This window comes from Agromyces binzhouensis (assembly GCF_004135055.1).
In the GTDB taxonomy this organism is placed as follows: domain Bacteria; phylum Actinomycetota; class Actinomycetes; order Actinomycetales; family Microbacteriaceae; genus Agromyces; species Agromyces binzhouensis.
This window is the reverse complement of the sequence record NZ_SDPL01000141.1, coordinates 1-7,069: the sequence shown is the minus strand read 5'-3', so window position 1 is coordinate 7,069 and position 7,069 is coordinate 1. Positions and strand designations below refer to the sequence as shown.

9 protein-coding genes are annotated in these 7,069 nt (G+C 73.0%); 3 read left to right on the top strand and 6 right to left on the bottom strand.

Annotated elements, in window-relative coordinates; genetic code table 11:
* Nucleotides 1–1,181, top strand: a 1,181-nt coding sequence (locus ESO86_RS08690) for an FAD-binding oxidoreductase (protein ID WP_165307528.1), incomplete at its 5' end; no start/stop codon positions are given.
* A gap of 21 nt (nucleotides 1,182–1,202) precedes the next feature.
* On the opposite strand, the gene ESO86_RS08685 is transcribed toward ESO86_RS08690, so the two are convergent.
* Both ESO86_RS08685 and ESO86_RS08680 read right to left on the bottom strand, forming a co-directional pair.
* Entirely contained in the window at nucleotides 1,203–1,829 is a 627-nt protein-coding gene (locus ESO86_RS08685) for a DUF1349 domain-containing protein (protein WP_129234539.1), read from the bottom strand.
* Between the two features lie 26 nt (nucleotides 1,830–1,855).
* Nucleotides 1,856–2,665 carry an oxidoreductase gene (locus ESO86_RS08680; protein WP_207207069.1) on the bottom strand — a complete coding sequence of 270 codons (810 nt, stop codon included), beginning with the start codon at nucleotides 2,663–2,665 and terminating at the stop codon, nucleotides 1,856–1,858.
* 149 nt (nucleotides 2,666–2,814) lie between these two features.
* On the opposite strand from ESO86_RS08680, the gene ESO86_RS08675 reads away from it, so the two are divergent.
* Nucleotides 2,815–3,387 carry a TetR/AcrR family transcriptional regulator gene (locus ESO86_RS08675; protein ID WP_165307526.1) on the top strand — a complete coding sequence of 191 codons (573 nt, stop codon included), beginning with the start codon at nucleotides 2,815–2,817 and terminating at the stop codon, nucleotides 3,385–3,387.
* A 116-nt stretch (nucleotides 3,388–3,503) separates the two neighbouring features.
* Here ESO86_RS08675 and ESO86_RS08670 read toward each other — a convergent pair whose 3' ends face one another.
* The 4 genes from ESO86_RS08670 to ESO86_RS08655 form a co-directional block, all read right to left on the bottom strand.
* The gene (locus ESO86_RS08670) at nucleotides 3,504–3,857 is read right to left on the bottom strand and encodes a DUF2834 domain-containing protein (protein ID WP_129234536.1); all 354 of its coding nucleotides are present in this window, start codon (nucleotides 3,855–3,857) and stop codon (nucleotides 3,504–3,506) included.
* 53 nt (nucleotides 3,858–3,910) lie between these two features.
* A complete protein-coding gene (locus ESO86_RS08665; RefSeq protein ID WP_129234535.1) occupies nucleotides 3,911–4,558 on the bottom strand; it encodes a hypothetical protein in 648 nt (215 codons plus the stop codon).
* 85 nt (nucleotides 4,559–4,643) lie between these two features.
* Nucleotides 4,644–5,612: an NAD(P)-dependent oxidoreductase gene (locus tag ESO86_RS08660; RefSeq protein ID WP_340638840.1), complete on the bottom strand. Its 969-nt coding sequence runs from the start codon at nucleotides 5,610–5,612 to the stop codon at nucleotides 4,644–4,646.
* 58 nt (nucleotides 5,613–5,670) lie between these two features.
* Complete coding sequence (locus ESO86_RS08655) at nucleotides 5,671–6,639, bottom strand: EamA family transporter (RefSeq protein WP_242492290.1); 969 nt, start codon at nucleotides 6,637–6,639, stop codon at nucleotides 5,671–5,673.
* Nucleotides 6,640–6,726: 87 nt separating this feature from the next.
* On the opposite strand from ESO86_RS08655, the gene ESO86_RS08650 reads away from it, so the two are divergent.
* Nucleotides 6,727–7,069: hypothetical protein (locus tag ESO86_RS08650; protein ID WP_165307524.1), on the top strand; the 343-nt coding region annotated here is incomplete at its 3' end.

Genomic DNA, 7,069 nt, shown 5'->3' with positions numbered 1-7,069 from the left:
CCGAGGTCGCCGAGGCCGTGCGCTCCGCCGTGGCGGCAGGCGTCCCCCTGACCGTCCGCTCGGGCGGGCACGGGTCCCCGCCTGCCGCGGCGGGCGGCGTCATGATCGACCTCTCCGCGCTCTCCTCGATCGAGGTCGCGGGCGACGGGCTCGTCCACGTGGGCGCAGGCGCCCACTGGGGCGACGTCGCTGCGACGCTCGCACCCCACGGCCTCGGCGTCACCTCAGGCGACACGCGCGACGTCGGCGTCGGCGGGCTCACGCTCGGCGGCGGCATCGGATGGCTGGTCCGCACGCACGGGCTGACGATCGACGTCCTCCGCCGGGTCGAGTTCGTGACCGCCGCGGGCGAGGTGCTCGAAGTCGACGCCGAGTCGCACCCCGACCTCTTCTGGGCGGTGCGCGGCGGCGGCGGCAACTTCGGCGTCGCGACGCGGTTCACCTACCAGGCGGCGCACGTCGAGGGCCTCGTCGGCGGTCGGGTGATGTTCGACCAGTCCGACGCGCGCGCGGTGCTCGGAGCCTGGCGCGACGTCATGCGCGACGGCCCCGACGAGCTCAACTCGACGCTCATGGTCATGCCGCCGCTCATGCCCGAGATGCCCGCCGGTCCGCAGCTCGTGGTCGCGCTGCAGGGCTCCGAGGAGGAGCTCCGGCACCTGCTCCAGCCCCTGCTCTCGTTGCCGTCGGTCACGCACGTCTCGCTGGCACCGGTGGGCTACGGCGACCTGCTCGAGGACGCCCCGCCCGGCGAGCCGCCGTTCGAGCTCGTCGGCGGCAACGGCTTCGTGCCCGACCTCTCCGACGCCGCGCTCGATGCGTTCGCCGCGACGCTCGACCACGAGATCCACACGATGCTGCTGCTCCGCGCGCTCGGTGGGGCGTTCTCGCGGGTGCCGACGGATGCCACGGCCGTCGCCCAGCGCGACGGGCAGGCGCTCTTCGCAGTGAACCGGCTGGTTCCGGCTGACGCGGCCCCCGAGACGGTCGCCGCGGCACACGACGGCATCGACGCCGCGATGGCCTTCACGAACGGCCGCTACTCGAACTTCACGCCCGAGTTCGGGGCCGACATCGTGACCGAGATCTTCCCGCCCGAGACGCTCGCGCGCCTGCGCGCGATCAAGCGCCAGTTCGACCCCGGCGACGTGTTCGTCGCGAGCCACCACATCACGCCGTAGGGCGACGCTGCGAGGCGCGGCTCAGCCGACCGGCGGATCCTCGTGCAGGTCGACGTCGGCCGGCACGAACGCCCACCCCGTGAAGCGCACCTCGAGGCCGGCGCGGGTCGGCGCGCACACCATCGGTCCGGCGGTCGCGGCATTCGCATCGAACGGGGCCACCCGGATGGTGCGCCACGGCCCGTCGCCCGCGCGCGCCCGCAGCGTCACCGCATCGCCGTCGACGCCGGAGCGGCTCGCCCGCACGGTCACGATCTCGCCCGCCCACTCGGGAACCGGGGCGAGCGACCAGTCGGAAACCCGATTCGTGACGACCGCACCGACGTGGAGGACGTCGTCGTTCACCTCGAGGCCCGCCTTGATCCAGAGCTCGTCGCCACCGCGGAGGAAGAGGCCGGCCTGGTCGTACAGGCCGGTGAGCGTCGACGTGTCGACGGTGACCTCGACCGCGGCATCCGCCGGCCACGGACCGAGCAGCGCGTGGCCGTCGTCGTGCACGAAGCCGTACTGGGTCGTCCGCCAGAAGTCGCTGCCCTCGGCCGCCACGACGACGATCCCGTCGCCGTCCGTTCGGATGTCGATGGGGTCGCGGGTCCAGATCCCCGCGTCCCACGGAGCGGCGGGGCCATCCGAAGCTGCATCGGTCATGCGAGCAACGCTATCCCCAGCGGACGTCAGCGCGCCGCGGCCGCGAGCAGCCGGTCGAATCCACGGTCGGAGAGGACGCGGCGGGCCGCGATGAGCGGCTTGGCCATGCGGCCGACGGCGTAGCGGGTGCGCGGTCGACGCACCGACACGGCCCGTGAGACGGCGTCGGAGATCACCGTGGGCGAGGAGCTCCCGAGTTCGCCCCCGCTCCGCGCGACGACCGCCTGCGCCAACGGCGCGTACGCGCCGCGACCGCTCCGTTCGAGGAGCGTGCCGGCCATGATGCCCGACCACTCGGTGTCGATGAGCCCGGGCTGGACGATGATCACGTCGATCCCGAATCGGGCGACCTCGTAGCGCAGCGCGTCGGACCATGCCTCGAGCGCGTGCTTGGTCGCGTGGTAGTACGCGCCGAGGGGCGTGTAGATCTCGCCGCCGACGGACGAGATGTTCACGATGCGACCCGACTCCTGCGCGCGCATGTGCGGCAGCACGAGCTGGGTGAGCCGGGCGACGCCGAAGAAGTTGACGTCGAACTGGTAGCGCACGTCGTCCATCGACGTGTCTTCGACGGCGCCGTAGAGCCCGAAGCCCGCGTTGTTCACGAGCACGTCGATGCGGCCGGTCTCTGCGATCACGCGGTCGACCGCCGCGACGACCTGGTCGTCCACGGTGACGTCCATGCCGATGATGCGGATGCCGGATGACTCGAGGTCGCGCATGCGGTCGACGCGGCGGGCCGCGCCGTACACCGTGTACCCGTCGGCCGCGAGCTTGAGGGCGATCTCACGGCCCATGCCCGACGAGGCGCCGGTGACGAGTGCGGTCTTGACCATGATGGATCCTCCATGTAAGTAACTGGTTGCTTACTCACGCTACGCGAGGGTGCGGTACGATGTCAACAACTACTTACTTACTTCTCAGCGACACCCCGATCGGTCCGGCGCACGAAGCATGGGCCGGCGGGAACGAAGGGGGACGAACCGTGGTCAGGGATGCCGCTCAGACCCGTCGCCGCATCCTCGCCGCGGCGCTCACCGAGTTCGCCGAGGGCGGGTTCGCCGGTGCTCGCATCGCCGGGATCTCCGAGGCGGCCGGAGCCAACCAGCGCATGATCTACGCCTACTTCGGCAGCAAGGAGGGCCTGTACGACGCGGTCGTCGACGAGGTCATCGAGCGCGTGCACGCCGAGGTGCCCTTCGAGCCCGACGACCTGCCCGCCTACGCAGTCGCACTCTTCGACTATGCCGTCGGCAACCCGGAGGTCGTCCGGTTCCAGGCGCGTCGCACGCTCGAGGCACGCGAGGCCACGGCGCGCGAGCTGGAACTCTACGGCGAGAAGCTCGACGCGATCCGGCGGGTGCAGCAGGCCGGTGGGCTGCCGGCCGGCGAGTCGCCCGCCGAGCTCCTCGTCGGGGTCACCGGGGCCGTGGCCGCCTGGCTGCAGGCGCCGACGGGGCTGCGACCGTCGCTCCGGGGCGTCGACATGCGGGAGCGCGTCCGCCACGACGTCGAGGCGCTCGTTGCGCCGGCCCCCGCTGACGTCGCCCGCGACTGACTCGCGGCGGGATCGTCCGGTGCCATCCGCCATTCGCGGTTGTCGTCGGTCGGTGCGGGTGCACGGCCCCGCGCACCCGCCGAAATCGACGACGGTGGTGCTCGCTCGGGTCGGCTTCAGACGTCGACATCACTCGCCGCCTCCCGCATCGACGCCAGCCGCCGTTCGCGCATCGAGAGCCAGAGCGGGAACGTGAACGCGAACGCCGTCAGCGCCGACCCGACGATGTACGCCCATGCGAAGCGCATCCCGAGTCGGCGCGACTCGGCGACGATCAGGATGCTGCCCGCCACCGCGACCACGAGCAGGTCGGTCGTGATCGACGACACCGCCGGGCCGCTCGAGACGAGGTCGCCGATGAAGTCGTTCCGCTCGGCGATCGCGATCGCGTTGTACGTCCAGGTGCCGACGAGGCCCGCGATGGCGGCCACGAGGTACACGACGGCGAGCGGGGTCCAGTGACGGGTCATGCGCCCAGTGTGCCGGGCCGGGCGGCCCGGGCGACGGATGCCGCGGGGGCGCGTCAGTACTCGGGGATCGACTCGACGGCGCGCTGCGCCTCGAGCCGCGCGAGGTCGCGCATGAGGTCGCCGCCCACGTCGGACATGCGCTCGGCGCGGTGCTCCGCGTAGTCGGGCTCCTCGTCGTAGCGCGGCCAGCGCCGGTCGAGTTCCTGCTCGATCGCGGAGCCGAGCTCCTGCCAGGCGTCGTCGCGGGCGCGCTCGACGAAGTGCGCGACGTAGGCGTCGTCGGACCGCTTGGTCCAGAGCTCCTTCGCGACCGAGGCGTAGACCTTCTCGCGGCGGCGGAGGTTCAGGAGGTCGTCGCGGTGGTAGTCGTGCTGGTGCTGCGAGCGGCCCTCGCGCTTGCCGGCGACGGCGCGCTCGTCGGCGACGTGCTCCGCGGCCTCGTCGGCCTCCTGCACCAGTTCGTAGAGCACCGCTCGCGCCTCGGCTGCGGCGTGCTCGTCGGAGAACGGCTCGTCGGTGCGGAGCGCGTGCACGATGAGGCGGTTCTTCAGCGCCATCCGCCCGGCCGACTCGGCCATGAGCATGCCCTCCTCGAGCATCTCGTCGAACGATGCGAGGCGCGCCTCGGGCAGCCGCGAGCGGTCGAACGGCGCCATCTTGACCCGGCCGCGTCGACGCCACGGCCACGGGAATCCGCCCATCCGCACCTCCTCGCCTCGCCCCTTCGAGGGTACCGAGGTCGAGGTGAACGGATGCCGCGAGCTCGCGCCTCGCGGGCCCGCCGACCTACGCGTCCGGATCGAATCCGGGCGTGCGGCCGTCGCGGCCGACGTACTTGACGACCAGGCTGCAGTCCAGGTCGCCGTAGCCCTCCTCGATGAGGCGGCTGAACCGCTCCATGGCGAGCCGGCCCGCGGCCAGGTCGAGCCCGGCGGCCTCGCCGGCCTCGAGCGCGTACGACAGGTCCTTCTCGGCCAGGCGCGTGGTGAACGTCGCGTCGAAGTTGCGGTTCGCCGGGCTCGTCGGCACGACGCCGGGCACCGGGTACCAGGTGCGCAGCGGCCACGAGTCGCCCGACGACACGGTCGCGATGTCGTGGAACACCGTCGGGTCGAGCCCGAGCGCCTCCGCGAGCCGCGCGCCCTCCGACGAGGCCTGCAGCGTGATGAAGAGCATGAGGTTGTTCGCGAGCTTCGCGGCGATGCCGGCCGTCGGCCCGCCGACGACGAACACGTGCCCGGCCATGGGCGTCACGAGCCCGGCCGCGTCACCGGTCGCGGCCTCCTCGCCGCCGAGCATGAACGTCAGCGTTCCGGCCTGCGCCCCGGCGATCCCGCCCGAGACGGGTGCATCGACGAAGCGGATGCCGCGGGCCTCCGCCGCGTCGTGGCACGCGCGCGACGTGGCGACGTCCACCGTCGACGTGTCGAGCACGAGGGCGTCGGGCCGCACGACGTCGAAGACGCCGACGCGGCCGCCCGCTCCCCCGATGAGCACGTCGCGCGAGTGCTCGGACCTCGGCAGCGACGTGAACACCGCGTCCGCATCGCGCGCCGCCGCCGCGGCATCCGGCACCACCCGCACGCCCGTGCCCGCCGCGCGCTCGGCCATGCCCGCGTCGACGTCGAAGCCCACGACCTCGTGTCCCGCCTCGACGAGGTGGGCGGCCATCGGCCCGCCCATGTGCCCGAGCCCGATCCACCCGATCACGGCCATCGCGTCCTCCTCGACGTCGCGGACGGCTCCGTGCCGCACCCGCTCCCCACGCTACGACGCCCGGCGCACCCGCGCACGGGCCGCTCGTCCCGCCGGCTCAGGGGATCGTCTGGGCGGTGGCCTCGAGGTCGCTGACCGGGCGATCCCGCTGGGTGGCGAGCGCCAGTGCGGCGGCACCGCACACGACGACGATCGCGATCGCCTCGACGGGCGTGAACGACTCCCCGAGGACCAGCACGCCGAAGACCGCCGCGATCACCGGGCCGAAGCTCGTGATGATCGCGTAGAGGCGCGGCGTGATGCGCCGGAGGATGTAGGTGTCCAGGCTGTACGGCAGCGCCGAGCTGAGCACGCCGACGCCGAGGAGCAGCCCGGCCACGCGCCAGTCGACGACGGCCGCGTCGAACGTCCAGATCGCCACGGGCAGCAGCAGCACGAGGCTGACGAGGCTCGCGACCGTGAGGCCCTCGAGCCCCGGAAGGCGGGTCGCCACGCGGCGCGTGAGCAGGATGTAGGCGGCCCAGCTGGCGGCTGCGGTGAGCGCGAACAGCACGCCGACGGGGTCGACGCCCGCACCCGCCGACGACGGCCCGCCCGCGGCATCCGCCCCGATGCCCGGGGCGATCAGCAGCACGACGCCCGCACCGGCGGCGATCGCGCACCCGACGTCGAGCAGGCGACGCGAGGCGAACAGCGCGATCGCGAGCGGCCCCAGGAACTCGATCGTCGCGGCGATGCCGAGTCCGAGCAGGTCGATGGAGACGTAGAACGAGACGTTCATGACGGCCAGCACGACGCCGAGGGCGATCGCCGGGCGAAGCCGACGCCAGGTGAGGCTCGCGCGCCTCGGACGGTAGAACGGGAGCACCGCGGCGGCCATGACCAGCTGGCGGACCGCGACGACGACGAACGCGCCGACGACGGGGATGACGAGTCCGGCGAGCGACGAGCCGAAGTTGATCGACACCTCCGTGCCGAGCTGCGTCGCGGCTCCGGCGACTCGACGGCGGGCCGGGGATGCGCCGTCGGCGGCCCCGACGGGCACCGGGTCGGTCTCGTGCGTCACGGGACGACGATACGCGGTGCGCGACTCGCCCCCGCACCTGTCGCACGGCCGCCCCCCGCTGCGGTTGGCTGGGATCAGGGGTGCACGATGACGAAGCCATTCGGAAGCCTGACCGACGACGAGGTGCAGCACGCGGGGCGGGTGGAGTTGCGCCGGGTCGTCGTGACCGACGACGTCGAGTCGTGGGACCTGCTGCTGTACACGGCGGGAGGCATCGAGCCGATCGCGGTCGACGCGTTCAGCCTCGACGAGCTCGACCGCATCAACCCGCCGTCGTCGCGCGACCTGGCCGACGGCGTCGCGAAGGTCGTGCTCGGATGCCACGGCCTGCGCCGCACCGAGCCCTGGACGATGTCGCGCGACGCCGCGGCCTGGACCGCGCGCGTCGCACCCGTGCCCGTCGCCGCACCGGAGGAGGCGCCGGCCGGGG

Coding starts and splice junctions, on each gene's coding strand:
- ESO86_RS08670 (WP_129234536.1), bottom strand. CDS start 3,857: ATGACCCGTCACTGGACCCCGCTCGCCGTCGTGTACCTCGTGGCCGCC.
- ESO86_RS08665 (WP_129234535.1), bottom strand. CDS start 4,558: ATGGGCGGATTCCCGTGGCCGTGGCGTCGACGCGGCCGGGTCAAGATG.
- ESO86_RS08680 (WP_207207069.1), bottom strand. CDS start 2,665: ATGGTCAAGACCGCACTCGTCACCGGCGCCTCGTCGGGCATGGGCCGT.
- ESO86_RS08685 (WP_129234539.1), bottom strand. CDS start 1,829: ATGACCGATGCAGCTTCGGATGGCCCCGCCGCTCCGTGGGACGCGGGG.